The following is a 24,141-nucleotide window of genomic DNA, read 5'->3' as shown; positions in this document are numbered from 1 at the left end:
CGTTGCATGATTCCGGGTAGCCGATCCTCTAGCAGTTCGCGCTCTGGTTGGTCGAGGCACAGTCCTTCGTGTCCTCGGTGAACCCGTGGTAGAAGGCGACCTTCTGGAAGTCATTGGCCGTGAACTTGCCACCCTGAGCCCGAGCTGCGATCCAGTTGAAGGCGCCCTCGCGGGTACCCTTCGGCTTGCCGACCAGGCCCGGATCCCAGTTGAAGCTCATGTCTCCCGGGCTGCTGTTCGCGATGGCCACGCTGTAGCGGTCGCAGTCGAGGAAGGACACGCCACTGGAGGCACCGAGGTAGCTCAGGCTCAGGCTCAGCGGGGTGGAGTTGCAATCGCCCTTGTGGTTCCCGGTGGCGGGAGACCAGTCCACCCAGTGGTGCAAGGGCGTCGAGGTGGACGGGAACGACTTGATGCCGAAGTACTTGATGCCGTAGTCCGGCCCAGTGATGTTCTTCGTGGTCACTCGAGCCTTACGCTGATAGCTCCAGTAGTCGTACTTCCGGTCCTTCTCGCCCGTCATCTTCGACTTCGACCAGGTCGCCAGCATCTCCCCGGCGGCGGTCCTGAGGATGTACTGGCCACTGCCCTGCGGCGTGAAGGAGTTGAAACCAGGCCCATCGGGAACGATGACCGAAGAGTCGTCGAAGGTGATCGTCCCCGTAACGCTCGCCTCGAGCAGAACGCCGGGCGCCTCCCCGTCAACGGACCCCTGGTGTTCCTCGCTGACCTGGACCTCCTCGACGCGGTAATCCCGCGGGACCACCATCTCCACCGTGTCCAGGGTCGTCGCATCGTCATCGCGGTCGAGCTTCAGGTAGTCGACATAGCCGGCGTCGTAGTACAGGCCGTCGGAGGCCGCTTCGGCAAGGAACTCCTGCCGAAGGGCGGCTCCGCGCGTTCGATCCGTCTCGGCGATCTGATACTCCGTCGCAATGGAGTGGTCCACGCCGTCGCTCGGCTGCGACGTGTACGTCACCGTCGAGCGCTCACCTGCAGATTCGCCACCCGGGTCGGCCGAGGCTCCGCCGATGGGAACCACGATCACGCCGACCGCGGCAGCCATCGCCATCGCGACGGCCGTGGCCGCGAATGGCCGGACACCCAAATTGAACACTTCCTTCACTGATGCTCCTTCGGGAGAAACGGATCGCCACCCCGCCACAAGGCAGGCAGCGACTCCTTCCCGGGGGCAACACTTCCCCCGTGAACCTACGGCGCATTCACCTACGCCTAAACGGATCCTAGGAGTGAGGAGTGCACATCAAGTGCCCCCAAGCATTTATTGATTTAAATTCTTGAAAGTGGGCTGGCGCATCCCCACGCAACCTTGCCAGGTCAAAGCAGTTGCGCGTCGACGACGATGCCACGCCAACAAATTCAAGGTCAGATCGCACGTATCGAATCCGATTCCGCATGCACACCGGAAAGAATCGAATAACTGAGGAACAAGCACCACATCAACCCAAGATCTACCATATGACATAAAAGCGAGACTAATGGCATTCGCACCAAACTTCGGGCAGGGCGCGCTCTCCTCTTTCACAGCGCCGGAGAAGGGAATGGCGTTACGCGAGGCGGCAATCCCACAACTGCCCGAGCACGGTCGACCCCAGTGCGGTCGTCACGCGCGGCGGGCGGGACGCCGGCCGGCCGGGGACGGCGGCTCGGGGCCCGGGTCCGGCACCGGCGGCATGGGCCGGGTCACCGCCGTCCGACCGGTGACGGTCACCGGTTCCCCGGCGTGCCGGAGCGTGACCTCGACCTCCGGGGCGGCGTCGGGCAGCTCGTAGCGGGCCTCGTCCCGGGTGAGGGTGACCCGCAGCCGCTGCCCGCGCCAGCGCAGGCCGAAGGCCAGCCGGTCGAGCCGGGCCGGCAGCCGGGGATCGAAGCACAGCTCGCCGCGCTGGTCGCGCAGCCCGCCGAAGCCTTCCACCACCGCCGTCCAGGCGCCGGCCAGCGCGGCCAGGTGCAACCCGTCGCTGGTCTTGTCGCCCAGATCCGCCAGGTCGTGCAGCGCCGCCTCGGCGAACAGGTCGTACGCCAGGTCCAGGTGCCCGATCTCGGCGGCGAGCACCGCCTGCGAGGCGGCGGAGAGCGACGAGTCGCGGACGGTCCGGGCCTGGTAGTAGGCGAAGTTGCGCCGCTTCTCCTCGGCGGTGAACTCGCCGGGGCAGCGCTGCATGGCCAGCACCAGGTCGGCCTGCTTGACCACCTGCTTGCGATAGAGCTCCAGGTAGGGGAAGTGCAGCAGCAGTGGGTAGTCGTCCTCGGTCAGCGCGGCGAAGTCCCACTCGGGCTGCTCCGTGAAGCCGGCCGCCTGCTGGTGCACGCCCCGCTTGCGGTCGTACGGGACGTAAACCGCGTCGGCGGCGGACCGCCAGCCGGCGATCTCGGCCTGGTTGACGCCCAGCTCCTCGGCGCGCCCGGGGTGCCGTTCGGCGGCGTCGGCGGCGCCGAGCAGGTTGCGCCGGGCCATCACGTTGGTGAAGAGGTTGTCGTCGACCAGGGCGGCGTACTCGTCCGGGCCGGTGACGCCGGTGATGTGGAAGGCGCCCTCGTCCGAGAAGTACCCGAAGCCGTGCCAGAGCCGGGCCGTGGCGACCAGCAGCTCCAGCCCGACCCCGGCGAGCAGGTCGTCGTCCCGGGTGGCCGCGACGTAGCGCAGCACCGCGTCGGCGATGTCGGCGTTGACGTGCAGGGCGGCGGTGCCGGCGGGCCAGTAGCCGGAGCATTCCCGCCCGCTGATGGTCCGCCACGGGAAGGTCGCGCCGGGCAGCCGCAGCTCGACGGCGCGCTCCCGGGCCTCGGGCAGGTGGGCGTGCCGCCAGCGCAGCGCCGACCGGGTCACCTCCGGCGCCAGGTACGTCAGCACCGGCAGCACGTAGCCCTCGGTGTCCCAGAGGACGTGCCCGTCGTAGCCGTTGCCGGTCAGCCCTTTCGCCGGGATGGTCCGGTCGCCCTCGGCCCGGCCGGCCTGCAGCAGGTGGAAGACGGCGAACCGGATCGCCTGCTGGAGCTCGGGGTCGCCGTCGAGTTCCACGTCGGCGGTCTGCCAGTGCCCGTCGAGGGCGCCCCGCTGGTCGGCGAGGAGGGCGTCGAAGCCGTGCTCCCGGGCGGCGTCGGCCTCGGCGACGACCAGGTCGGCCAGCTCGTTCGCCGCCATGCCGTCGACCGGCGTGCACTCGTGCGCGGCGTACTTGGTGATCCGCAGCCGGTGGCCGGGGCGCAGCCGGCCCTCGACGCACATCCGCAGCCGGTCGGGCGTGCAGTCGTCGGAGGTGGCGAAGCCCTCCGGTATCTCGGCCTCGTGGGTGACCGCGACCGCGACCCGCTGGGCGCTGCGGTCGGTGCGGTGCAGCAGCACGCCGGAGCCGCCGTCGCAGCGGTGGGCCTCGGCGTTCAGCGGGTCGCGGATCACCGAGGCGGCCCGGGGATCGTGGCGCTCCGGCACCCGCTCGTTGGCCTGCACGTCCGAGCAGAGCCGGAGTTCGACCGGCGCGTCGCCCAGCGGCTCGACCTCGTAGCGGACGGCAGCGATCGCATGCCGGGGCAGCGACACCAGCCGGGTGCTGCGGACGCGGACCCCGTGCCCGCCCGGCGAGATCCACTCGGTGTCCCGGCGCACCACGCCGGCGCCCAGGTCGAGCACCCGCTCGTGGGCGCGCAGCGTCCCGGTGCGCAGGTCCAGCGCGTCGCCGCCCACCCAGAGCCGGATCAGGGCGGCGTTGGGCGCGCTGACCACGGTGTCGCTGCGCTGCGGGAAGGCGTACCCGTTCTCCGGGTAGCTGAGTTCGCGCTGCTCGTGGAAGCCGTTGAGGTAGCTGCCGGACATGCCGTAGGGCTCGCCCTCGTCCAGCGTGCCGCGCCAGCCCACCCAGCCGTTGCTGAGCGCGAAGACCGACTCGGTCTCGCCGAGCCGGTCGCTGTCGGCCGCGGTACGCCGCACCAGCCAGTTCTCGTCACTACGCACGGAACTCCCGTTACCCGTGGTCGGCGGCCACCCAATCCGCCCGGGGCTGTGAAGTCGCTGAGACGAAGGTCAGAGCCAAACCCTCACCATCGCACGGTGCCGGCCGCCTCCGTGATTCGTACCGTCTGCCCAAGGTGAACGGGGTATGAACATTTGGTGAGGTGAGGCATGGTGCAGACCGGCAAGATTGATGTTCCCGACATCAGCGTGGAGTGGTACCGGGACATCACCGAGGTAGCTGACTCCACCCCGGCGCCGGTGCAGTGGTTCGCGGTGCACTTCACCGAGGCGGCGATCCTGCTCCTCGGCGCGCTGTTCCTGCTGGCCGCTGCGCCCCGGCTGCTGCGCGGCAAGCCGTGGGACCGGGCGGTCGCGCTGGTCGCGCCGGTCACCGTGGTCCTCGCGTACGCGTGCAGCGAGGCGCTGAAGACGGTCTTCGACGAGCATCGGCCCTGCCGGGGAGCCGCGACCGTGCTGGCCGGGCACTGCCCACCGGTCGGCGACTGGTCCTTCCCGAGCAACCACGCCACCATCGCCGGCGCGCTCGCCGCGGCCACCCTGCTGCTCTCCCGCCGCCTTGGGCTGGTCGCCGCGCCGCTGGCGCTGTTGGCCGCGCTCTCCCGGGTCTTCGTCGGCGTGCACTACCCGCACGACGTGGCCGCCGGCCTGATCCTCGGCGCCCTGGTGACGCTGGCCGGCACACCGCTGATCGCCCGCCCCGTCGCCGACCTGCTGGCCCGCCACACCACCCACCCGGACCGACTCCCGGCCACCGCCGACCACCCCTGACCCGGCGCCCACGCGCCACCGGCCCGGCCGGCAGCTCGACCGGACCGCGGCTCCGCTGGACCGCGGCTCGGCTGGACCGCGGCTCGGCTGGACCGCCGGTGATCAAGAAGTTTGCGTCTCAGGAAAGGGCTCTCCCTGACGCAAACTTCTTCATCACCGAGGGCTGCGACGGGGGCCGGGGTGGGTGAGCGGGTGGGTGAGCGGGTGGGTGGGTGGGTGGGTCAGGTGGGGAGGAGGAGGGCGGCGCAGGTGCCGAGGATCAGGAAGGGGCCGAAGGGGAGGTGGCTCGACCAGCTGACCCGGCGGGCCAGCAGCAGCGCGAGGCTGACCACCGCCGAGAGGGCGAAGGTGAGCAGCAGCCCGGCGACCAGCACCGGCCAGCCGTACCAGCCGAGCAGCATGCCCACGCTCAGCGCCAGTTTCGCGTCGCCGAGGCCGAAGCCGCGCCGGCCGAGCAGCAGCGTGGTGGCGGCGAAGGCCAGCCCCAGCGCGGCCCCGGCGGTCAGGGCGCGCAGCCACGGGCCGGGCCCGGGGCCGGTCAGCGCGGCCACCGCGAGCAGCGTGGCCGTGCCCGCCGCAGCCGGCCAGGTGAGCCGATCGGGGAGCCGGTGCACGGCCAGGTCCACCAGCGCCAGCGGCACCGCCCAACCGAGCCACCAGGCGAGCGCTGCCCGCTCGGCGAGGGTCGCCCCGGTCAGGACCAGCACCGCCAGGGCCGCGACAACGGCCAATTCGACGCTGCCCGGCGGCGCGCCGATCCGGGCCCCGCAGGCCGGACACCGGGCCGCCGGGCCGAGCCCCGGGCGCCCGAGCCCGATCGGCGCGCCGCAGCCGTCGCAGTCGGCCCGCGCCGGCGACCCCACCGGTACGGCGTACCGGGCGACGGCGAGCCGGAGCACCGGGGTCACGGCCAGGGCGGCGAGGACGCGTACGGAGAGTGATTCCGGCCCCCGTTCCGGGTGATGATCCACCGTCGACGGCGGTGGTGGATCGCTTGCGTCGGCCGGGCCGCGGTATTCGCGGGAATCCCCTCCAGTGGTTTTTTCGATGAGGGGACGGATCGGGCGAGACGCATCGACAGGTGCCATATCTTCGGGCCCGGCTGGCGGAACGGCGGGCAGGCCCGGCCGACCGTCGGCACCCGCGCCCCGGCCGGATGCGGCGACCCGCCCCAGCGTTCCGGACTCGCCCTCGGCCACCCCTGACCACCTCCGCTCATCACCCAACGTGTTCGGATGAATTGCCTCTGTTGCATCGGCGGACGTGAGCCTATGCTCGCCCCTTGGGTACGGCGCAACCCCCGTCAACAGCGTCGGAGGCCAACCGAGACATCAGGTTCCACCATTTCGTAGAAGATCCGCACAGGTAAATGCGACAGCGGTAAATCGAGGTCCGGACGGCATCATCCGGGCGCGCTGGCGCATGCCCGGAGGCCACCGGAGACGGGCCGCCGGGTGGCACCGAGGAGGGCACGGCGTTGCGTACACGGCATCCCCGCCGATGGACAACCTGCCTGGTCATCGCCACGGTGGTCGGGTCGGCGGCCGGCTGCGGCAGCGGGTCGGAGACGGCCGCCGGGCCCGCCGCCCGCAAGGCCACCGCCGAGCCCCGGCACTCGGCCGAGGAGGAACGGGCCGCCGAGCGGGCCGCGCTCGCCGCCTATTCCGGGTACCTCACCGCGTCCCGGGAGGCGAGCCGCGACAGCGACCCCCGCCACCCCGCACTCGCTCGTTTCCTGGCCGATCCGCTCCTCACCCGGGTCCGGGTGGCGATCGGCCAGGCCCGGACGCACGGCGCGATCCGCACCGGCACGTTGCGCTCCGACCCCACCGTCACCTCCGTCAGCCTGGACGCCGCCCCGCCGACCGTGGAGATCCAGGACTGCCTGGACGCCACCGGCTACCGGCTGGTGTACGCCAAGGACCGGCGGGTGGTGCCCGGCTCGGGCGGTGGCCGCCACCTCGCCACCGCGACCGCCACCCGCTACCCGGACGGCCGCTGGCTGATCAGCTCCGGCGCCGCCCACGAGGACCAGCCGTGCTGACCTGGGGAGGAGGGTGCGTCCCGGCCCGCGGACTTCGGGCCGGGACGCCCCGGCGGCTGCTCAGCACGACGCTGCTCGCCCTGCTGGTCGCGCTCGCCGCGCCGGTCCCGGCAGCCGCCGAGGGGCCGGGGCCGCAGTGCCCGCCGGGGCAGAACGACTGCAGCATCTGGGACGACGACCCGGGCACTCCCGGCGACCCGGGCGGCGGCGGGGACACCGGCGGCGATCCGGGCGGCGGCGCTGCCCCGAAGTGCCAGTGGAACGGCAAGCCGCTGCCCTGCTACAACGAGTTCCTCGGCTGGTTCAACAACGCCGACGGCTGCTACTACAAGCTGGCCGAGCCGCAGCCCGAGGCCCCCGAGGGCCAGCAGTGGTACGTCCGCACCTGCAACGGCGGCGACCTGGGCAGCCAGACCGTGGTGCTGCGCGACGCGCCGCCGCCCGGGTACGGCACCCCGCCCGACCCGGAGGAACTGGCCCGCCGCGCGTTGGCGTCGATCTCGCTGCTGCCGCCCCGGATCGCGGTGGCACCCCGCCGTAACACCGGCCCCGGCCTGGTCGGCCTGCCGGTCTGGATGTGGGCCAGCCCCGGCGCGAACTACTTCGGGCCGATCAGTGCCGCAGCGGAGGACCGCGGCCTGCGGGTGGAGATCACCGCCAAGGTCGACCGGATCGTCTGGACCATGGGCAACGGCGTCAAGGTCACCTGCGCCGACGAGGGCACCCCGTACGACCCGAAGGGGCGCCGCGCCGGAAAGACGTCGCCGGACTGCGGCTACGACTCCGGCTACCCGAAGGCCGGCACCTACCGGGTCAGCGCCACCGCGTACTGGTCGGTGACCTGGCGCGGCGGCGGCGAGAGCGGCGTGATCGCCCAGACCCGGACCAGCGGGACGACTCCGATCGAGATCGACGAGCTTCAGGTGGTTACCCGATGAGCCTGGTCACCCGCAACGGCACCCCGGTCGACGCGCCGGTCGCCCCGCCGAAGGTGCTCCGCCAGCGCCGGACCCGTCCCGGCCTGCTGGGGCTGGCGGTGCTGCTGATCGCGTTGGGCGGCCTCGGCGCGGCCTTCGCGGTCACCTCGGTCCGGGCCACCGGCAGCTACCTGGCGGTCGCCCGCCCGGTCGAGGTCGGCCGGCAGCTCAGCGCCGACGACCTGGTCAGCGTGCAGGTCTCCGGCGGGGCCGGGCTGTCCCCGGTGCCGGCCGGCAAGCTCGACGAGGTGGTCGGGAAGCGGGCGGCGGTGTCGCTCACCCCCGGCACGCTGCTGACCATGGGGCAGCTCACCGACGCCCCGCTGCTCGGCGAGGGGCAGCAGCAGATCGCGCTCGGCTTGAAGCAGAGCCAGGTGCCCGCCCGCAAGCTCCATCCCGGCGACAAGGTGCTACTGGTCAGCACCCCCGCCGACAACGACGACAGCCAGGCGCCGGGCACCCGGTTCACCGGCACGGTGATCGACACGGCCACCCCGGAGAACGACGACGTGGTGGTCTACGTGGCGCTGCCCGTCCGGGACGTGCCGGCCGTGGTGGTGCTGGCCGCCCAGGAGCGGATCGCCCTGGTGCTGGTCGAGGCGGCCTGACCATGGCGATCATCGCGCTGGTCTCGGCGAAGGGCTCGCCCGGAGTCACCACCACCGCGCTGGCCTGTGCCCTGAGCTGGCACCGGCGGCTGGTGCTGGCCGAGTGCGACCCGGCCGGCGGCACCATCCTCGCCGGCTACCTCGGCGGCGCGCTGGACGGTCCCCGGGGCATCGGCGAACTGGCCGTCGGCGAGCTGCGCGACGGCAACCTGGAGACCGCCTTCTGGTCGCAGCTGGTCGACCTGGACGCGCCGCGCCGGGAACGGCTGCTGCTGCCGGGCGTGGTCGACCCGGCCCAGGCGGGCAGCGTCAGCCCGCTCTGGCAACGCTTCGCCGACTTCTTCGGCAGCCTGGAGAAGGGTCAGCCGCCGTACGACGTGATCGTCGACTGTGGACGGCTTCAGGTGGCGGATCCACCGTGGCCGGTGCTGCGGGCCGCGGCGGTGGTGCTGCTGGTCACCCGGGCGCAGCTGCCCGATCTCTCCGCCACCCGGTCGATGATCCGGGCGATCGAACGGGACTTCGCCGAGCACCGGGTGCCTCCGGGCACGCTGCGGCTGCTGGTGGTCGGTGACGGGCACGGCAAGGGCGAGATCAGCAAGGCGCTCCGGGTGCCGGTGATCGCCACCCTGCCGGCGGACCCGCGTGCCGCCGAGGTGCTCAGCCTCGGCGGCACCGTACGCGCCGGGCGGCCGTTGATGCGCGCGGCCGGCGCGCTGGAGGTGCCGGTCCGGGCGCTGCTGGACCGCCGCCGGGCCCGGCTGGCATGGCCCGCCGCCCAGGAGGTGCCGGATGTGGTGTGAGCGGCCCGGGGAGGCACGCCATGCGGTTTGAGCCGGTCTCCCACGACCCGCGTCAGCAGCCGGCGGCGACCTCGACGATGCCGCCGCTGCCCCCGGTGAACGGCCGGCACCACCAGCCCGCGCCGCCCGTCGCGCCGCCCACCCCCACCCCGCCGCCGCGACCGAGGGTGGACTTCGCGGTGGTCCGCGAGCTGCGCCGGGAACTGAGCGAACGGCTCACCCAGTGGCAGCGCGGCCGGGAGTTCGACGCGAACGCCGAGGAGGTCGAGCGGGCCCGGCTCGCGGTCGCCGTGGTCTCCGGGTACGCCGACTCGGTGCGCCGGGCCGGCACCCCGATGGCCGCCGACGAGGAGCGGATCCTGCTCGACCAGGTCACCGCCGAGCTGGTCGGGCTGGGCCGGCTGCAGACGCTGCTGGTCGACGACACCATCGAGGAGGTGCACATCCTCGGCTGCGACCAGGTGCGCATCACCCGGCACGGTGGGGGCGTCGACTGGGTCGAGCCGATCGCCGACAGCGACGACGAACTGGTGGAGATCCTCCAGGCGGCCGCCCGCCGGGCCGGCGCGACCGAGCGGTCCCTGTCGACGTCCAAGCCGACGCTCGACCTGCAACTGCCCGACGGCAGCCGCCTCGCGGCGGTGTTCCTGGTCAGCCACCGCCCGTACGCGGTGATCCGCAAGCACAACACGCTGGACGTCAGCCTGGAGGAGATCGCCGGGTCGCGCCCCGACCTGGACGAGATGATCGACCCGCTGCTGCGCGACTTCCTGCGTGCGTCCATGCGGGCCGGGCTGAACATCATGGTCGCCGGGCTGGCCGGGGCCGGGAAGACCACGGTCATCCGGGCGTTGATGGACGAGATCCCGCCCGACGAGCCGTACGTGCTGCTGGAGGAGAGCCGGGAGCTGCTGCCGGCCCGCCGGGGTCGCAAGCACCGGGCGGTGATGAGCTTCGAGTCCCGCGAGGGGCACGGCGAGCGCGGGATGGACGGGCGACCGGCGGGCGAGGTGAGCATCGCCGACCTGATCCCGGTGTCGCTGCGGATGGGCGTGCTGCGGATCATCGTCGGCGAGGTCCGGTCCCGGGAGATCGTGCCGATGCTCCAGGCGATGACCACCAGCCGCGGCTCGATGTGCACCATCCACGCCCGTACCCCGGCCGGGGTGAGCGAGCGGATCATCGAGCTGGCGCTGGCCCACGGCCGGGAGATGACGGTCGACCAGGCCCGCCGGATGGCCGGCAACGCCCTCGACCTGATCGTCTACGTGACCGTCGAGGACGAGACCGCGATCGGCGGGCGCAAGCACCGGTTCGTCTCCCACGTGGAGGAGGTGATCGGGGTCGGCGAGGGCAACCGGATCGTCACCACCAGCGTCTTCGGCCCCGGCCCGGACGGTCGGGCCGTCCCCCGCCACCTGCCGGAACGCATCCGCGACCAGTTGCTGCGGGTCGGCTACGACGCCCGGCTGCTGACCCGCTTCATCGAGGCCGGCACCGGCGCCTGGCGCCGCCCCCGACACAGCCGACTCGGCCCGGCGGTGCGCCGGTGACCAACATCGAGCTGCTCGCCGTCGTCTCCGGGGCGGCCTGCGTCGCCGGCCTGGTGCTGGCCGTCGTCGCGCTGGTCGGCACCCGGGCACCCGCCCGTTCGGCGCCGGGGGCCGGGCGGGGACTGCGCCGGCTCTGGCTGGGCTCGGGCGCGGGCCGTCGCGCGCAGCGGGCGCACCAGGTCCGGCTGGCGGTGGCGGTGGCGGCGGGCGCGCTGGCCTTCCTGCTCACCGGGCTGCCGGTGGTGGGGCTGATCGTGGCGGTGGCCGTACCGGGGGTGCCCTGGCTGTTCTCGGTGGGCCGGGCCGAGGAACGGGCGATCGCCCGGATCGAGGCGGTCGGCGAGTGGACCCGCCGGCTGAAGGACGTCTCCGCCACCGGCCAGGGCCTCCAGCAGGCGATCATCGGCACCATCGCCACCGTCCCCGAGGAGATCCAGGAGGAGGTACGGCTGCTCGCCGCCCGCCTCCAGGCCGGCTGGACGGCCCGTACCGCGCTGCTCGCCTTCGCCGACGAGATCGGCGATCCGGTCTGCGACCAGGTGGTGGCCGCGCTGATCCTGCACCTGACCGACCGGGGCGAACGCCTCGGTGACGTGCTCGGGTCGATCGCCTCGGCCGCCGCCGCCGAGGTGGGCACCCGGCGCGAGGTGGAGGCCAAGCGCACCCAGCCCCGGTTCGCGGTCCGCTTCCTCACCGGGATGACCCTGGCCGTACTGGCGTACGGGCTGCTGAACACCGAGTACGTCCGCCCGTACGGCACCGTGTTCGGGCAGTTGGTGATGGCGGTGCTCAGCGCGGCCTTCGTCGGGCTGCTGATCTGGGTGCGGTCGATGAGCCAGCCCCCGCCGCCGGCTCGCTTCCTCCCCGCCCCCGACCCGGAGGAGGCGGTCGCGTGATCGTCAACTGGCAGCTCGCGATCGCCGTGCTCGGCGGGGCGACGGTGGGGCTGGGCCTGTTCCTGGCGGTCCGGGAGGCGTTGCCGGCCGCCCCGGCGCTCGGTCCCGCGCTGCGCCGGCTGCACCAGCCCCCGGGCACCGTCGCACCGAGCCGGGGCCCGGACTGGTTGGGCGGCTTCTCCCGCTGGCTCAGCCCGCCGCACCGGCAGCTCGCGCTGATCGACAGGACCCCCGAGCAGTACGCCCTGTCGGTGCTCGTCTCCGCCCTGATCGGGTTGGCCACTCCGACCGTACTGGGGGCGGTGCTCTTCCTCGGCGGGGTACGCCTGCCGGTGGTCGTACCGGTGCTGGGCAGCATCGGGATGGCGCTGGTCTGCGGGTTGCTCGCGCACCGCGCGGTGCTGGCGCGGGCGGACGCCGCACGCGACGAGTTCCGCGCGGCCGTCTGCACCTATCTCGACCTGGTGGCGCTGCAACTGTCGGCGGCGCACGGCCCGGTGCAGTCGCTGGAACGGGCGGCGGCGGTCTGCGACGGCTGGGTCTTCGACCGGATCCGCGAGTCGCTGCGGATCGCGCAGATGCAGATGCACTCGCCCTGGGACGAGCTCCAGGAGCTGGCCGAGCGGATCGGCATCCCGGAGCTGGGCGACGTCGGGGCGATCATGCGCTCCTCCGGCAGCGAGGGCGCGCAGGTCCACGAGACGCTGCGCAGTCGTGCCGACTCGCTGCGGGACCAGATCCGTACCGACAACCTGGCCCGCGCCGAGGGGGTGACCAGCCGGCTGGACATCCCCGGTTCGCTGCTGGTCTTCGTCCTGCTCGGTTTCATGCTCTACCCGTTCGTGGCCCGCCTGTAGGCCCCACCCCCGACAAGGAGCACGCCATGCAACTGATCGCCTACCTGCACGCCACGCTGGCCGCACGGTTGGCGGAGCTGCGCCGCGAGGGGGACCGGGGCGACAGCCCGGTGCCGACCGCGGTGATCATCTTCGGTCTGGTCGCGGCGGCACTCGCGGTCACCGCTTTGGTGATGACGCGGGCCACCGACTGGATGGACAGCGTCCCCGCCGCGCCGTGATCTCTCCGACGAGCTGGCCGGACGCACCCCGGACCGGCCGGGCGGCCCCCACCGCCCGGCCCCGGGGCGCGTCCGGCCGTCCGCACCCCGGACCGGCGACCCGGACCGCGCGCGCCGTCCCGGCCCCGGACGCCGCCGGGCCGGGCTACCCGATTCGGTCCGGCCACGCCGCAGAGCCTGACCAGGCCACCCCGCCCGGCTGGGCCGACCGGAACGGCGCGGCCGGGCGGACCGTGCCGCTCGCCGTGCGGGCCGTGCGGCGACGGCTCGCCGCCGGGGGTACGGACCGGGGCGCGAACCCGGTCGAGCTGGCCGTCGTCATGCCGGCGGTGCTGGTGCTGCTCTTCGCCTCGGTCCAGGTGGCCGCCTGGTTCGTCGCCCGGTCCACCGCGCTGAACGCCGCGCAGAGCGGGGTGAACGCGCAGCGGGTGCTCCAGGCGCCGGCCGGGGCGGGCGAGGCCCGGGCCACCCGGTTCCTCGGCGCGGCCGGTGACTGGCTCGTCGGCTGGGACAGCCCGGGGCCGACCTGCGTCACCGGACCCACCGAGGTCACCTGCACGGTCACCGGCCGGTCCCTGTCGGTCATCCCGGGCGTCAGCTTCCGGGTCCGGCAGACCGCGCACGGCACCGTCGAACGCTGGACGAACCCGTGAGCGCCGCCGCGGACGGCCGCGCCCGGGGCTCGGTCTCCATCGAGGTGGCCGTGCTCGCCCCGGCGTTCATCGCGCTGATCGTGCTGGCCGGGGTGACCGGGCGCACCGCGATCGCCGACGAGGCGGTGGAGGCAGCCGCGCACGACGCCGCCCGGGCCGCCTCGATCTCCCGGGACCCCGGCACCGCCCGCGACGCGGCCCGCGACGCCGTCCGCCGCCAGCTCGACTGGCGAGGCCTGAACTGCGCCGGCGCGCCCCGGATGACCTTCAGCGGCTCGGTGCGCGGCCGGTCGACCAGCTTCGACGCGGCGTACCGCAGCCCGGCCGGGCAACCGGCGAGCGTGACGGTCTCGGTGACCTGCGTGGTGTCCCACCGCGACCTGCGGCTGCCGGCGCTGCCCGGGATGCCGCTGCGCACCACCGCCTCGGCGACCTTCACCTCCCCGCTGGACCGCTACCGGAGCCGGGGATGACCGGTCGCGACGAGGGGCGGGTCAGCCTGTTCCTGGCCGTCGCGATGACCGGCGTGCTCGCGGTCATCGGCGTCGCGTACGACGGCGCCGGCCAGCTCCGGTCGCTGCAACGCGCCGACGACCTCGCCGCCGAGGCGGCCCGCAGCGGCGGCCAGGCCGTCGACCGGGCGCGCGCGATCGAGGGCGGCCCGAAGGAGATCGACGAGGGCGACGCGCGGGCGGCCGTCCGCGACTACCTCTCGGCGGCCGGCGCGACCGGGCACTCGGTGAGCTTCCCCGTGGTCGGCGGCGAGAAGCAGATCCGGGTACGCGTCACCGTCACCTACCGCCGGCACCTGCTCGGCCTCTTCGGCATGGACGACACCGTCACCGTCTCGGGTGAGGCCACCGCGCGGGCGCTCACCGAAGCACCGTAGGAAGGGAAGGCCGCCATGACCGCATCGCGTGGCTCCGCCGTTCGGCGGACCGGCCAGTTGCTCACCGGGTTCGGGTCGCTGGTTGTCCTGGTCGCGCTGCTGGTGGGCGCACCGGTGGCGCTGCTCGCCTTCGCCGGCAATCCGCTGCCCGACCACCTGCCCACCCTGTCGGAAGTCGGCACGGCGCTGACCAGCCGGGACGACGGTCGGTTGTTCCTGCGGGCGCTGGCCGTGGTCGGCTGGTTCGGCTGGGCGACGTTCGCCTTCTCCGTACTGGTGGAGCTGGCGGCGCAGGCGACGCGGCGACCCGCGCCCCGGCTGCCCGGGATGAGCCGGCAGCAGCGGGCCGCGGCGGCCCTGGTCGGATCCGTCGCGCTGATCATCGCGGCGAGCCCGGCGGCCAGCGCGGCGGCGGCCATGACGTACCCGGCGACGGCCGGCACCGGGCACGTGGCGACGGGCGCGACCGTGGTCCTCGTGGCACCGCCCGTCGGGTCGACGGGGACGGTCCCGGAGGGTGCCGACGCGGAGGCTGACCGGCCGCAGCCGGCCCCGCCGGTCTACCGGGTCGCCAAGGGCGACTATCTGGGCGAGGTGGCGGAGCGCTACCTGGAGGACTTCGACCGCTATCGGGAGGTGGCCCGGCTCAACCGGCTGCAGGACGCCGACCGGATCCAGCCAGGGCAGCTGATCAAGCTGCCCGCGCGGGCCGAGGACGACGGCGTGCGCAAGCACGCGACCGGACGGCTGGTGGCGGGCCCGTCGTCGCCGCGCAAGCCGTCGCCGCATCCGCCGGCCGCGTCTCCGAAGCAGCCGCCGCGCAGCACGCCGGTCCCCGACGAGCAGGCCGGGCCGGGTACGCCGGGCGGCCAGGTGGGACCGGGCGGGATTGACGCGACGCCGGGTCAGCCGGCCCCGCAGACGATGCCGCCGCAGGTGGAACGGCCGGCAGGGGCGCCGCCGGCGATGGCGGCCGGGGCGTCGCGGGCCACCGACGACGAGGGGATGAACCGGCCCCTCGCGGTCTCCGCGGTGCTCGCCGTGGCCAGCATCGTCGGCGCGCAGATCGGCGCGGTGCTCGGGCTGCGCCGCCGCCCGGTCCGGGCCGCCGCGGCCGCCCGCGCGCTGGTCTCCGGCCGCCACCGCCGCGACTGACCAGGGGTACGTGCGAGGTCAGGGCAGCTTGGTCTGGAGGATGCCGTCGACCACCCGGGTCGGCAGAAGCTGCTGGTCGTTCGCGGCCGGGCCGTGCACGACCTCGCCGCCGTTGAGCCGGAACGCGGAGCCGTGCCACGGGCAGACCACGCAGGTATGGCCGCCGATCTCCTGCACGTCACCCTCGCCGAGCGGGCCGCTCTGGTGCGGGCAGCGCTCCAGCATCACGGTGACGTCGTCGCCGTGCCGGTAGAGGATCACCGAGACGTCGTCCACCTCGCGGGTGATCAACTCGCGCTGCGGCAGCGTCGCCAGGTCGGCGATGGCCTTCCATTCGTCGGTCATCCGGTGCAGCTCGGAGATGCTCTGGCTGACCTGGGCGCCCTGCTTGTACGCCAGGTGCCCGCCGATGTACGCCCCGGTGCTGGCCGCGCTCAGCCCCAGGTACGCCAGCGCCCGCCCCATGCCGTGCCGGCCGCGCATCCGGGCGGCGAGCGAGCTGGCGTAGAACACCAGCGCGACGGAGTTGGAGGCGGCGTGCACCAGCCCGACGCGGCGCTGGTCCCGGGCCAGGGCGGCCCAGTCGTTCAGCCCGGCGACGGCGGCCGGGAGGGCGCTCACCGTGCCCAGCCCGACCAGGGTGGTCGCGGCCTTGCGCTGGCCGGGCAGCAGGTCCAGCACGGCGGCGCTGATCCAGGCGCCCACCGGCACCTGCACCATCGCCGGGTGCAGCGGATGGCCCAGCCAGACGCCGTGCAGCAGGTCACGGACCCGCTGCCCGCGCAGGGTCGACTGGACGGCCCGCTGGAGCCGGTCGCCGACCGGGTCCAGCGCGGCGTTCTGCTCGATCTTGTTCATCAGCGCTCGCACGTTCCCCGACTTCCCGGCAGATGCGGGCGCAAACCGGGCGACGGGGACGAATTCCGCCGCCCGGTCCACTCAGCGCCAGTCGTCGACCTCGGGGTGGAGGTGGCCACAGCGGGGGTACGGCCCAGGGCCGCACCCCCGCTGGATGTCAGCAGTACAGATTGACGCCCGGGTCCACGCCCAGGATCTGCGCGAACCGCTGGTAGGTGGTGACCCGGTTCTGCACGGTGGCCGGGTTGCGGCCGTCGCACTCCAGGGCGCCGTTGATGCTGCGGATGGTGCCGCCGAAGCCCTGTGAGCCGAGAATCGCCGAGTGCGCGGGCTGGCTGTTCGGACCGTTCTGGGTCATCCAATACCAGACGCCGGTCTGCCACGCCACCGACGACTCGTTCTTGACCCGGTCCGGGTTGTTCAGCAGGTCGATCCCCAGCGCGTCACCGGCGGCCTTGTAGTTGAAGTTCCAGCTCAGCTGGATCGGGCCCCGACCGTGGTAGGCCGACTGGCCCGCCGGGCAGCCGTAGGGCTGGGAGCGGTCGCAGTACAGCGGCCAGTTCGCCTGGTTCTGCTCCTCGACGTAGCGCAGCTGGCCCGACTCATGGTCGATGTTGGCAAGAAACGCCGCCGCCTCACGCTTGCGCGCGGTGGCATCGCCGGTGCCGGTGAACGCCGGATACTTGCGGGCCGCGTCGATCAGCCCGGCGTACGAGTAGAACGGGATGCGCAGCGGGAACATCTGGTTGTACTGCGCCTCGCTGACCGGGAACCCGTTGGTGCCGCCACCCGGAGGCGGAGTGGTGCCGCCCCCGCCGGAGCAGGTGTACGGCTCCCAGTACCAGGTGCTGATGACCGGGTCGTACCCGGGATTCTCGTGCTTCGCCCGGTAGTGGTTGCCGTTGGTGTAGCGCACGATCGAGCCGGCCGGGTAGAAGGTGCCCGCCGTCCAGTTCGGGTAGTTGCAGGTGCCGCCGCCTCCGCCACCACCGCCTGCACCGCAGGGACCGTTGTCCTGCCACACTCCGGAGCCACCGGTGCTGGGCGTCTCGTACTGCGTCCACCACTTCGCGGTCCAGTTCCGGCCCTGGTGCGAGACGCGCATGGAAGCGGTGTAGACCGCACTGTTGTTGTACGGCGCCGCGCAGGCTTCGGCCGCAGCCGACGGCGTGGTCGGCAGCAGCGCCGCAGCGGCACCCGCGACGGCCACGCCGACCGTCGCGATGATTGCCATCAGGCGTCTTCTGAACATGGTGGGGGCCACCTTTCGGCAGGGTCGTGGACACGACGGAAGCAGAGCATCGAGTCCCTTGGATATACCGCAGGCGAGACCTTACTGTAAACAAAGTTCTATATTCAATCCCCTTGCCTGGGTGGCGGCGGCCGACAGCCGTCATGTCCGTCCGTGACCATCCACCGCGCTGACGGGGTCGGCCACCGTCCAGGTTGTACGTGGCTCGGAATTTCTCGCCGGCGCGACACGCCCACACCATATGGTGTGTTGGCTTTTTGCCACCCACTACATCTAGGATCACTTTCACTGCTGGTGTGACCCCCCGAGGGTCCGCCAGGCGTCGACGTCCGCCAGGCGTCGCGCCGAACAGGGAACCCGGTGCGAATCCGGGACTGCCCCGCAGCGGTGAGCGGGAACGACCGCCGTCACGAGCACTGGGCCCGACGGGGCCCGGGAAGCGACGGCCAGTAGGCGAACGCGCCGGACGCGTCTGCCCGCGAGTCCGAAGACCTGCCAGCAGGGCGTGCCCACCGGGCGCGCGGACCACCTCGGGGCCTCGTGGGAGGGCCGTCGAGCCGTACGGAGCATCGCCGGCACACCGACCGGCGGCGATCCGGCGTGCCGTCGTGCCCTCCCGCGGTCCACACCGACCACCCAGGAGAGCACGTGACGGCGTCATCCACCATCGCCCCACCCCCGGTCGGGGCACTGCGGGACCTGCTGCACCGACACCACCACGACCTGCCCGACACCGACCCGGAGCGGATTCTCGCCCTGGTCTCCTCGGGGCGCACCGCCGGCGCGGACACCGACGAGCTGACCGGGCTGGCCATCGCGGCGGCGGCCGGGCTCAGCGCCGAGGAGCCCGGGTACGCCCGGCTGGCCGCCCGCCTGCTCGCCGGGCGGATCGCCGACGAGACCACCGGCCAGGGCATCGACAGCTTCAGCGACAGCGTCGCCGCCGCGTACGCCGAAGGGTTGCTGGACGCGGGCTTCGCCGGCTTCGTCGCGACGCACGCGGCCGCCCTCGACGCCCTGGTCGACCACGCCGGCGACGACGTCTTCGAGTACTTCGGACTGCGCACCCTGCACGACCGCTATCTGCTGCGTCATCCGCGCAGCCGGGCGGTGCTGGAACGGCCGCAGCACTTCTGGCTGCGGGTGGCCACCGGCCTGTCCGACACCGTGGAGCAGGCCGGCGAGCTGTACCGGCTGATGTCCCGGCTGGCCTACCTGCCCAGCTCGCCGACGCTGTTCAACGCCGGCGCCCGGCACCAGCAGCTCTCCTCCTGCTTCCTGGTCGACTCGCCTCGGGACCAGCTGGACTCGATCTACGAGCGCTACACCCAGGTGGCGAAGCTGTCCAAGTTCGCCGGTGGGATCGGCATCTCGTGGTCCCGGGTGCGCTCGCGGGGGTCGCTGATCCGGGGCACCAACGGCCGCTCCAACGGCATCGTGCCCTGGCTGCGCACCCTCGACGCCAGCGTCGCGGCGGTCAACCAGGGCGGCCGGCGCAAGGGCGCGGCCTGCGTCTACCTGGACACCTGGCACGCCGACATCGAGGAGTTCCTGGAGCTGAAGGACAACACCGGCGACGAGGCCCGGCGTACGCACAACCTGAACCTGGCCAACTGGGTGCCGGACGAGTTCATGCGCCGGGTCGAGGCGGACGCCGACTGGTCGCTGTTCGACCCGAAGGAGGTGCCGGAGCTGGCCGACCTGTGGGGCGCGGAGTTCGACGCCGCGTACCGGGCGGCGGAGGCGGCCGGCAAGGCGGTGCGGACGCTGCCGGCCCGCACGCTGTACGGCCGGATGATGCGCACCCTGGCGCAGACCGGCAACGGCTGGATGACCTTCAAGGACGCGGCGAACCGCACCTGCAACCAGGTCGGCGCGGGCGGCGGCGTGGTGCACCACTCCAACCTGTGCACCGAGATCCTGGAGGTGACCAGCGACGACGAGACGGCCGTCTGCACGCTCGGCTCGGTCAACCTGGCCGCCCACCTCGTCGACGGTGTCGTGGACTTCGCCAGGCTCGCCACGACGGTCCGGCTGGCGGTCGGGGCGTTGGACCGGGCGATCGACCGGAACTGGTTCCCCACCGAGCAGGCGGCCACCGCGCACCGGCGGTGGCGGCCGCTGGGGCTGGGCGTGATGGGGCTGGCCGACGTCTTCGCCGCGCTGCGCCTGCCGTTCGACTCGCCGGCGGCGCTGGCGCTGTCCACCCGGATCGCCGAGGAGATCGCCCTGGCCGCGTACGACGCCTCTGCCGACCTGGCGGCGGAGCGCGGCGCGCACCCGGCGTACCCGCTGACCCGGGCGGCCGGCGGGGTGCTGCACCCGGACCACTGGCCGGACGCCCGGCCCACCCGGCCGGAGGCGTGGGCGGCGCTGCGGGAGAAGGTGGCCCGACACGGGCTGCGCAACTCGCTGCTGGTGGCGATCGCGCCGACGGCCACCATCGCCTCGATCGCCGGCTGCGCCGAGTGCGTCGAGCCGCTGGTCTCCAACGTCTTCAAGCGGGAAACCCTCTCCGGGGAGTTCCTCCAGGTCAACCGGCATCTGGTCGCCGACCTGAAGCGGCTGGGCCGGTGGACCCCGCAGACCCGGGACGCGATCAAGCGGGCGGACGGCTCGGTGCAGGAGCTGGACCTGCCGGCGGAGCTGAAGGCGCTGCACCGCACCGCCTGGGAGCTGCCGCAGAAGGCGCTGATCGACCTGGCCGCCGCCCGCGCCCCGTACGTGGACCAGTCGCAGTCGCTCAACCTGTTCCAGGCCAGCCCGACCATCGGCCGGCTCTCCTCGATGTACGCCTACGCCTGGCGGGCCGGGCTGAAGACCACCTACTACCTGCGGTCCCGGCCGGCGACCCGGATCGCGCAGACCACGGTCGCCACCGCGCCGGCCGCCGCCCCGGTGCCCTCGCCGCGACCGGCGGCACCGGCCCTGCTCACCCTGTCCGTCGGCGAGAGCGACGCGGTCGCCTGCTCGCTGGAGAACCCCGAGATCTGCGAGGCGTGCCAGTGACGATGCTGCTCGACCCCGGCATGGACCTGACCCTGCGACCGATGCGCTACCCGGACTTCTACGAGCGGTTCCGGGCCGCCATCCGCAACACCTGGACGGTGGAGGAGGTGGACCTGGCCTCCGACGTACCCGATCTGGCCACGCTCTCCGCCGGCGAGCGGCACCTGGTCCACCGCCTGGTGGCGTTCTTCGCCACCGGCGACTCGATCGTGGCGAACAACCTGGTGCTCAACCTCTACCAGCACGTCAACGCGCCCGAGGCCCGCCTCTACCTCTCCCGCCAGCTCTACGAGGAGGCGGTGCACGTCCAGTTCTACCTGACCCTGCTCGACACCTACCTGCCCGATCACGACGAGCGGGCGAAGGCGTTCGCGGCGGTCGAGCACATCCCGTCGATCCGCGACAAGGCGGAGTTCTGCTTCCGCTGGATCGACTCGATCGGCGGCCTGCACCGGCTGGAGACCCGGGCGCAGCGGCGGGCCTTCCTGCTCAACCTGATCTGCTTCGCGGCGTGCGTGGAGGGGCTGTTCTTCTACGGCGCCTTCGCCTACGTCTACTGGCTGCGCTCGCGTGGGCTGCTCTCCGGGCTGGCCACCGGCACCAACTGGGTGTTCCGCGACGAGTCGATGCACATGGAGTTCGCCTTCTCGGTGGTCGACACCGTCCGCGCCGAGGAGCCGTCGCTGTTCGACGAGGCGATGGCGGACGAGGTGCGGGCCATGCTGGACGAGGCGGTGACCGCCGAGCTGGCCTTCGCCCGGGACCTCTGCGGGGACGGCCTGCCGGGCATGAACACCGCCGACATGCGCCGCTACCTGCAGTACGTGGCGGACGCGCGGCTCGCCCGGCTCGGCCTGCCGCCCGCGTACGGGTCGACGAACCCGTTCCCGTTCATGGAGTTGCAGGACGTGCAGGAGCTGACCAACTTCTTCGAGCGCCGGGTGTCCGCGTACCAGGTGGCGGTCGGCGGTGAGGTCAGCCTGGACGACGACTTCTGAGGGCCCATAGCCTCGGCCCATGCCTGTCCACCGGCTCGATCTCCTCGACGCCCGGCGGATCGCGGTGCGCGCCCAACTGCTGGACGCGCACCGCCCGCCGGACCTGCTGACCGTGGTCACCAGGTTGACGTTCCTGCAACTGGATCCGACGGCCGCCGTGGCGCCCAGCGCCGATCTCGTCGCGTGGACGCGGCTGGGCGCCGGGTACCGGCCGGAGGACCTGCGACAGGCGGTGGAGCGGGACCGCACCCTGTTCGAGCACAAGGCCATGGTGTGGCCGACGGCGGACCTGGGGCTGCACCTCGCCGAGATGGCGGCGTGGCCGCCGGAGGGTTCGCGCAAGCACGCCTGGCTGGCGGCGAACGCCACCTTCCACCGGTTCGTGCTCGACCTGCTGCGCGACTCCGGGCCGCTGCTCTCGCGGGAGGTGCCGGACCGCAGCGAGGTGCCGTGGCCGTCGACCGGTTGGACGAACAACCGCAACGTCACCCAGCTGCTGGAGATCCTCGCCGCCCGGGGCGAGATCGCCGTCTTCGACCGGGTCGGCCGGCAACGCCGGTGGGACCTGGCCGAGCGGGTCTACCCGGCCGGCACGACGGCCCTTCCGGCGGACGAGGCCCGGCGGACGCGCGACGCACGGCGGTTGCGTTCGCTGGGCATCGCCCGGGCGGCGGTCGTCGGGGAGGCCGGTGAACCGGCGCAGGTCGAGGGCACCGCCGGCGGGTGGCGGGTCGACCCGGCGGCCCTCGGTCAGCCGTTCGCCGGCCGTACCGCGCTGCTGTCGCCGTTCGACCGGCTGATCCACGACCGGAAGCGGACCCGGGAGCTCTTCGACTTCGAGTACGTCCTGGAGATGTACCTGCCGAAGGCGAAGCGCCGCTGGGGCTACTTCGCACTGCCCGTGCTGCACCACGACCGCCTCGTCGGCAAGGTGGACGCCACGGCCGACCACCGCGCCGGAATCCTGCGGGTGCACGCGATCCACCAGGACGTCCCGTTCGACCCCGACGTCACCGCGGCGGTGGACGCCGAGCTGGCGGCGCTGGCGGACTGGCTCGGCCTGGCCGCGGTCAGCGTGGCGTGAAGAGTTGTCGTCGCTGGGACGACGACAACTCTTCACACAGTTCGCGACGGGTCAGCGACCGCCCACCCAGCGATCGGTGTGCAGGGCCTCGGCCAGCGGGCGCTTCTGCCGCCAGCCGTGCCGGGCCAGGTCGGGCACCTGCTCCAGGTGCGTCACCGGCCCCACGCAGAGCCAGGCCACCGGCCGGATGCCGGCGGGAATGCCCAGCAGGTCGGCCAGGAACGGCTCCCGGTAGAAGGAGACCCACCCGACGCCGAGACCCTCGGCGGTGGCGGCCAGCCAGAGGTTCTGGATGGCCAGGCAGACCGAGTAGAGGCCGGCGTCGGCGATGGCGTGCCGGCCCAGCACGGCCGGGCCGCCCCGCGACGGGTCGTAGGTCACCACGATCGACATGGTCGACTCCAACACGCCGTCGATCTTGATGCGGGCGAACCGTGCCGCCGCCTCGCCGGAGAGGGTGGCCGCGAAGGTGTCCCGTTCCGTCCGGACGTGCTCGTGGAAGCGGCGGCGCAGCCCGGCGTCCCGGACCAGGACGAAGTCCCACGGCTGCGAGTAGCCGACGCTGGGCGCCGCGTGCGCGGCGTCGAGGACGCGGTGCAGGGTGTCGTCCGGCACCGGCGCCCCGGTGAACTCGGCCCGGACGTCACGGCGACGGTGGATGGCGGTGTAGAGGTCCACGGCAGGCTCCCGCTGCGCAAGCCCACCCCGGACGGGTGGGCGGTCGACGCGAGGCCGGTCTTCGGACTCCCGGATCGACGCCTGGCCGCCCGCCTTCCCAGCCGTACGGCCAGTGGCTGCGCTCTCGCGCGTGGACGGTGGCTCCCCGGTCACCGCGGCGGGCCCGTGCCGGACTCGCACCGGCTTCCCGATTCTCCCCGCGCACGCGGGGCACCTCGCATGATCGTTGCCGTCGGCGATGCTACCGGCCCGGCACGGCGGAACGGGCATGCGCACCCGGGTTGCCGCGCCCTAGAGGGACGGGCTCCCGGGTCGATCCGACCGCCGGGAAGACACACCACCACGGGGGAACCACCATGACGAACCGCCCTGCCCGCGTCGTCCGTACCGTGCTGAGCCTGGTCGTCGCCGCCGGAGTCGCGGCCGGCTGCCAGCCGGCGGAACAGGAGAAGACTCCGGCCGCCGCCTCGTCGGCGACCGGCGCGCCCAGCCCGACGGTCGACGTCGCCGCGAACAGCAAGCAGGTCTGCGACGCGGCGCTCGCGGTGGCCAAGGAGCACTTCGTCGGGATGGCCGACGACGCCATCGCGGCCATCGACAAGCCGGTCAGCGCCAAGGAGGCCGGCGAGAAGGTCCGCGCCCACTACACGGCGATGGCGGAAGGGCTGCGCAAGGAGGCCGCCCGCGCCGCCGACCCGCAGGTGCGCACGGCGGTGGAGAACCTGGCCGGCGCGATCGAGAAGCGGCTGACCGGCCCGAACGCCACCAAGGTCGAGGCGCCGGACCTGGAACCGACCCTGAAGGCGCTCGACACCACCTGCAGCCACTGACCCATCGGGCGCCG

The 24,141-nt window shown here is 73.1% G+C and carries 23 protein-coding genes and 2 riboswitches; of the genes, 17 read left to right on the top strand and 6 right to left on the bottom strand.

Translation table 11 applies throughout. The features are described 5' to 3' along the window. Positions 1 to 28 precede the first annotated feature (28 nt). Positions 29 to 1,126, bottom strand: coding sequence for a hypothetical protein (locus tag V6U89_RS17910; protein ID WP_334572360.1), 1,098 nt, complete (start codon positions 1,124 to 1,126; stop codon positions 29 to 31). 498 nt (positions 1,127 to 1,624) lie between these two features. Then, positions 1,625 to 3,973 carry a glycoside hydrolase family 65 protein gene (locus V6U89_RS17905; protein ID WP_334572358.1) on the bottom strand — a complete coding sequence of 783 codons (2,349 nt, stop codon included), beginning with the start codon at positions 3,971 to 3,973 and terminating at the stop codon, positions 1,625 to 1,627. Between the two features lie 168 nt (positions 3,974 to 4,141). Between V6U89_RS17905 and V6U89_RS17900 the strand changes: the two genes are divergently transcribed. Further along, on the top strand, positions 4,142 to 4,762 hold the full coding sequence (locus V6U89_RS17900) for a phosphatase PAP2 family protein (RefSeq protein ID WP_334572357.1): 621 nt from the start codon (positions 4,142 to 4,144) through the stop codon (positions 4,760 to 4,762). A gap of 221 nt (positions 4,763 to 4,983) precedes the next feature. Here V6U89_RS17900 and V6U89_RS17895 read toward each other — a convergent pair whose 3' ends face one another. After that, positions 4,984 to 5,733, bottom strand: coding sequence for an A24 family peptidase (locus V6U89_RS17895; protein WP_334572356.1), 750 nt, complete (start codon positions 5,731 to 5,733; stop codon positions 4,984 to 4,986). Between the two features lie 506 nt (positions 5,734 to 6,239). Between V6U89_RS17895 and V6U89_RS17890 the strand changes: the two genes are divergently transcribed. From V6U89_RS17890 to V6U89_RS17835, 12 genes are all read left to right on the top strand, one after another. After that, entirely contained in the window at positions 6,240 to 6,806 is a 567-nt protein-coding gene (locus V6U89_RS17890) for a hypothetical protein (RefSeq protein ID WP_334572355.1), read from the top strand. Continuing rightward, entirely contained in the window at positions 6,800 to 7,744 is a 945-nt protein-coding gene (locus tag V6U89_RS17885; protein ID WP_442933942.1) for a hypothetical protein, read from the top strand. Before V6U89_RS17890 ends, V6U89_RS17885 begins: the two co-directional genes overlap by 7 nt. Further along, positions 7,741 to 8,391 (top strand): SAF domain-containing protein, encoded by a 651-nt coding sequence (locus V6U89_RS17880; RefSeq protein WP_334572354.1) that lies wholly within the window; start codon positions 7,741 to 7,743, stop codon positions 8,389 to 8,391. The genes V6U89_RS17885 and V6U89_RS17880 overlap by 4 nt, the downstream gene beginning before the upstream one ends. 2 nt (positions 8,392 to 8,393) lie before the next feature. Then, entirely contained in the window at positions 8,394 to 9,194 is an 801-nt protein-coding gene (locus V6U89_RS17875) for a ParA family protein (protein ID WP_334572353.1), read from the top strand. 20 nt (positions 9,195 to 9,214) lie between these two features. Continuing rightward, entirely contained in the window at positions 9,215 to 10,747 is a 1,533-nt protein-coding gene (locus V6U89_RS17870) for a CpaF family protein (protein WP_334572351.1), read from the top strand. After that, positions 10,699 to 11,643 carry a type II secretion system F family protein gene (locus V6U89_RS17865; RefSeq protein WP_442933944.1) on the top strand — a complete coding sequence of 315 codons (945 nt, stop codon included), beginning with the start codon at positions 10,699 to 10,701 and terminating at the stop codon, positions 11,641 to 11,643. The genes V6U89_RS17870 and V6U89_RS17865 overlap by 49 nt, the downstream gene beginning before the upstream one ends. Further along, on the top strand, positions 11,643 to 12,500 hold the full coding sequence (locus tag V6U89_RS17860; protein ID WP_334572394.1) for a type II secretion system F family protein: 858 nt from the start codon (positions 11,643 to 11,645) through the stop codon (positions 12,498 to 12,500). Before V6U89_RS17865 ends, V6U89_RS17860 begins: the two co-directional genes overlap by 1 nt. A 26-nt stretch (positions 12,501 to 12,526) precedes the next feature. Beyond that, on the top strand, positions 12,527 to 12,721 hold the full coding sequence (locus tag V6U89_RS17855; RefSeq protein ID WP_334572348.1) for a hypothetical protein: 195 nt from the start codon (positions 12,527 to 12,529) through the stop codon (positions 12,719 to 12,721). A gap of 233 nt (positions 12,722 to 12,954) precedes the next feature. Beyond that, positions 12,955 to 13,374 (top strand): TadE/TadG family type IV pilus assembly protein, encoded by a 420-nt coding sequence (locus V6U89_RS17850; protein WP_334572393.1) that lies wholly within the window; start codon positions 12,955 to 12,957, stop codon positions 13,372 to 13,374. Next, the gene (locus V6U89_RS17845) at positions 13,371 to 13,847 is read left to right on the top strand and encodes a TadE/TadG family type IV pilus assembly protein (protein WP_334572346.1); all 477 of its coding nucleotides are present in this window, start codon (positions 13,371 to 13,373) and stop codon (positions 13,845 to 13,847) included. Before V6U89_RS17850 ends, V6U89_RS17845 begins: the two co-directional genes overlap by 4 nt. After that, complete coding sequence (locus V6U89_RS17840) at positions 13,844 to 14,263, top strand: hypothetical protein (RefSeq protein ID WP_334572344.1); 420 nt, start codon at positions 13,844 to 13,846, stop codon at positions 14,261 to 14,263. Before V6U89_RS17845 ends, V6U89_RS17840 begins: the two co-directional genes overlap by 4 nt. A 15-nt stretch (positions 14,264 to 14,278) precedes the next feature. Next, the gene (locus V6U89_RS17835) at positions 14,279 to 15,418 is read left to right on the top strand and encodes a LysM peptidoglycan-binding domain-containing protein (protein WP_334572342.1); all 1,140 of its coding nucleotides are present in this window, start codon (positions 14,279 to 14,281) and stop codon (positions 15,416 to 15,418) included. Positions 15,419 to 15,436: 18 nt separating this feature from the next. Here V6U89_RS17835 and V6U89_RS17830 read toward each other — a convergent pair whose 3' ends face one another. Both V6U89_RS17830 and V6U89_RS17825 read right to left on the bottom strand, forming a co-directional pair. Beyond that, positions 15,437 to 16,276 (bottom strand): Rieske 2Fe-2S domain-containing protein, encoded by an 840-nt coding sequence (locus V6U89_RS17830; RefSeq protein ID WP_334572341.1) that lies wholly within the window; start codon positions 16,274 to 16,276, stop codon positions 15,437 to 15,439. A 157-nt stretch (positions 16,277 to 16,433) separates the two neighbouring features. After that, the gene (locus tag V6U89_RS17825; protein ID WP_334572340.1) at positions 16,434 to 17,528 is read right to left on the bottom strand and encodes a glycoside hydrolase family 19 protein; all 1,095 of its coding nucleotides are present in this window, start codon (positions 17,526 to 17,528) and stop codon (positions 16,434 to 16,436) included. A 350-nt stretch (positions 17,529 to 17,878) separates the two neighbouring features. Then, positions 17,879 to 18,022: riboswitch (cobalamin riboswitch) on the top strand. Between the two features lie 154 nt (positions 18,023 to 18,176). Here V6U89_RS17825 and V6U89_RS17820 point away from each other — a divergent pair. The 3 genes from V6U89_RS17820 to V6U89_RS17810 are packed head-to-tail and all read left to right on the top strand — an operon-like array spanning position 18,177 to position 22,619. Next, on the top strand, positions 18,177 to 20,537 hold the full coding sequence (locus V6U89_RS17820; protein ID WP_442933941.1) for a ribonucleoside-diphosphate reductase subunit alpha: 2,361 nt from the start codon (positions 18,177 to 18,179) through the stop codon (positions 20,535 to 20,537). Positions 20,538 to 20,539: 2 nt separating this feature from the next. Beyond that, positions 20,540 to 21,535 carry a ribonucleotide-diphosphate reductase subunit beta gene (locus V6U89_RS17815; protein WP_334572391.1) on the top strand — a complete coding sequence of 332 codons (996 nt, stop codon included), beginning with the start codon at positions 20,540 to 20,542 and terminating at the stop codon, positions 21,533 to 21,535. Positions 21,536 to 21,554: 19 nt separating this feature from the next. Next, positions 21,555 to 22,619, top strand: a complete 1,065-nt coding sequence (locus V6U89_RS17810; RefSeq protein ID WP_334572339.1) for a DNA glycosylase AlkZ-like family protein — start codon at positions 21,555 to 21,557, stop codon at positions 22,617 to 22,619. 51 nt (positions 22,620 to 22,670) lie between these two features. Here V6U89_RS17810 and bluB read toward each other — a convergent pair whose 3' ends face one another. Beyond that, entirely contained in the window at positions 22,671 to 23,297 is a 627-nt protein-coding gene (gene bluB / locus V6U89_RS17805) for a 5,6-dimethylbenzimidazole synthase (protein WP_334572338.1), read from the bottom strand. Between the two features lie 35 nt (positions 23,298 to 23,332). Further along, a riboswitch (cobalamin riboswitch) is annotated at positions 23,333 to 23,530 on the bottom strand. 123 nt (positions 23,531 to 23,653) lie between these two features. Here bluB and V6U89_RS17800 point away from each other — a divergent pair. Continuing rightward, the gene (locus V6U89_RS17800) at positions 23,654 to 24,127 is read left to right on the top strand and encodes a hypothetical protein (protein ID WP_334572337.1); all 474 of its coding nucleotides are present in this window, start codon (positions 23,654 to 23,656) and stop codon (positions 24,125 to 24,127) included. The last annotated feature ends 14 nt before the right edge of the window (positions 24,128 to 24,141 follow it).

It is taken from the genome of Micromonospora sp. CPCC 206171 (assembly GCF_036906755.1).
GTDB classification, from domain to species: domain Bacteria; phylum Actinomycetota; class Actinomycetes; order Mycobacteriales; family Micromonosporaceae; genus Micromonospora; species Micromonospora purpureochromogenes.
Note: the sequence above shows the minus strand (reverse complement) of the source record. Positions and strands in the feature narration are given on the sequence as shown.